This is a genomic window from Oleiphilus sp. HI0066 (genome assembly GCF_001635725.1).
In genome coordinates this window covers 1-2,354 of the sequence record NZ_LWFH01001496.1, presented here as the reverse complement: position 1 = coordinate 2,354, position 2,354 = coordinate 1, and the positions used below count along the sequence as shown (strand labels likewise).

Below are 2,354 nucleotides of genomic sequence, written 5' to 3'. Positions count from 1 at the left end.
AAATTCTTCCGGCATTACACGGCGGAGGTGTAGAACGCGGAACGATAGAGCTGGCTGAACATTTGTCCTCAAATCACATCAAGTCGAGCGTCATTTCATCCGGCGGAAAGCTGACTAAGGAACTGAATCTGTTCAATGTCAGACACCATACTCTGCCCGTTCACAGCAAGAATCCTGTCCGCATCATACTCAATGCTTTCGCAATGGTGCGATTAATCAAAGAACACGGCATAAACTTGTTACATGTTCGCTCTAGGGCCCCAGCGTGGAGCACCCTATTGGCGTCTAAGCTGAGCGGCGTACCCTACGTTGCGACTTTCCATGGAGTCTATGGACATCAACCCGCTGCAAAGCGTTTCTATAACTCCGCAATGCTACGTGGAGTCAGAACAATCGCAGTTTCTCAGTTTGTTGAAAGGCATATACAAAGCACCTATCCAGCACTTGCCAATCACATTGTGACGATTAATCGCGGGGTTGATACGCATTTTTTTAAACCTGCTCAAGAACAAAGCCAACCAAAAGAAAAAGAAGTATTTACTCTCTTGATGCCTGCGAGATTTACCCGATTAAAAGGACATGCATTTGTCTTAAAAGCACTTGAACAATTTAATAACACACGAGTCGAGCTAATTTTTATTGGTGACAAAACAGGAAAGGATGATTACTACAAAGAGATTCAGAAGCTGTCTGAAAGCTCTTGTCATACCGTGCGTTTTGTAGAGCATCAGAAAAATCTGCAGCCGTTTTATGAAAACGCGGATGTTGTACTGTCCGCTACGACCAAACCAGAATCATTTGGGCGAACCATCATAGAAGCACAAGCGATGAAAACATTCGTTCTAGCGCCTGATCACGGAACAAGTAGAGACATCATTGCTCCAGAGCTAATTCCGTACGCATTATATAAAGCGCAAAATGAGTCATCTTTCATTGCTGCGCTACAAAAAATTTACACTCTCTCAACTGACAAACGAAGTCTTGTAGGAGACAATGCTCACGCATTCGTTCAAACGCACTTTGAAAAAAGCCAAACCACACAAAAAACATTGCAACTTTATAAAGAGCTTTGGCAAAAATCCGCTATGGTTAGCAAGCTTTAAATCGATAAATGACGTACATGCTGAAAAACACCTTCATTAAAGTTAATCATGGAATTTTCCATGAACAAAAAACCGAATACTTTGACCCTAAGTATTGGCAAAGTATTCATGCAGTTGAAGGTCATGAATCTGGCAGAGGAACAACCTGGTTTGTGCGCCATAACGAGTATGCACTTGTGTTGCGTCACTATTATCGAGGCGGGCTAATTAGCCGCTTTAATCGTGATCACTATTTATTCTTTTCGTTTGATAAAACACGATCTATCAAAGAGTTCCGAATACTACAGAAACTCCATGATGCAGGACTACCCGTTCCAGAGCCTGCGGGCGCGCGCGTTATTAAAAGAGGACGTCACTATACGGCAGACCTTCTCACGAAACGCATCGACACAGCAGAAGACCTTCTCAAAGTACTGCAAGAACCTGCAAGCAACCAACTTATTAAAGACTTGGCCTATTGCATTGCAGACCTGCACAAGCATGGCGTCTTCCACCCCGACCTAAATATTCAGAACATTCTGGTAGATGCTCAGAAAAAGGTTTGGGTCATCGACTTTGATCAAGCTAAAATCTTTAAACTGAAAGAACGACACCGAATGCGCATGACCGAACGTCTAGAGCGCAGCTTCATCAAAGAACATGTTCGACATGGAATTATTTGGACCGAAGCAAACTGGACCCAGTTTATGGAGCACTACGAGTACGCTCACTCACGCCAATAATCGGCAATCCAAGGACAAGGCTTTAAACCCTTCCACCAGCGTTTTAATGCAGGTAATGACTTCCCCCAATCACCTTTAATCGCATCCGGCGGGTTTGGCCGACCATGAAACACAATGACCTTGGCCCCCTCGGGTTTATCATAGGGCTTGCTCGTAAAACGACGCCAATCACTATGCATCACATGTTTTTTAAAGCTCACGCAATAACTTGGGTCAAAGTAAGCGCCATTAACGCACAAACGCTCCGCAATAAACGCTTGCTCAGTTACGTAAGTCTTCAATATCGTCTCAGAATCAGACAAGTACTCGTCTAATACAGGTTTGGCAAAGTCACTGTCATAACGCATTAAAGACGCCTGACCATTACCAGGTTGATACCAATTTTCTAGCATCAAAAAAGGCGCATCACCCTCAAAGAGCTCATCAATGGCACTCAATATAACAAGGTCTAAATCTAAGAATAAAATACGGCCGTTTAGGCCCAACTTACCCGCATCAAACAAGGCTAATTTGCGCCATGCTGAGCAGT

General features: G+C 43.8%; 2 protein-coding genes and 1 pseudogene. 2 read left to right on the top strand and 1 reads right to left on the bottom strand.

The genetic code is table 11. From position 1 onward, the window contains the following. The coding region (locus tag A3738_RS23170; protein WP_082890124.1) for a glycosyltransferase family 4 protein at positions 1–1,103 on the top strand (1,103 nt) is incomplete at its 5' end. Between the two features lie 17 nt (positions 1,104–1,120). Beyond that, positions 1,121–1,825, top strand: a complete 705-nt coding sequence (locus tag A3738_RS23165; protein WP_197473982.1) for a 3-deoxy-D-manno-octulosonic acid kinase — start codon at positions 1,121–1,123, stop codon at positions 1,823–1,825. Here the strand turns inward: A3738_RS23165 and A3738_RS31430 are convergent. Next, positions 1,810–2,354 (bottom strand): annotated as a pseudogene (locus A3738_RS31430) (hypothetical protein); the annotation flags it as partial. The gene A3738_RS23165 and the pseudogene A3738_RS31430 overlap by 16 nt on opposite strands.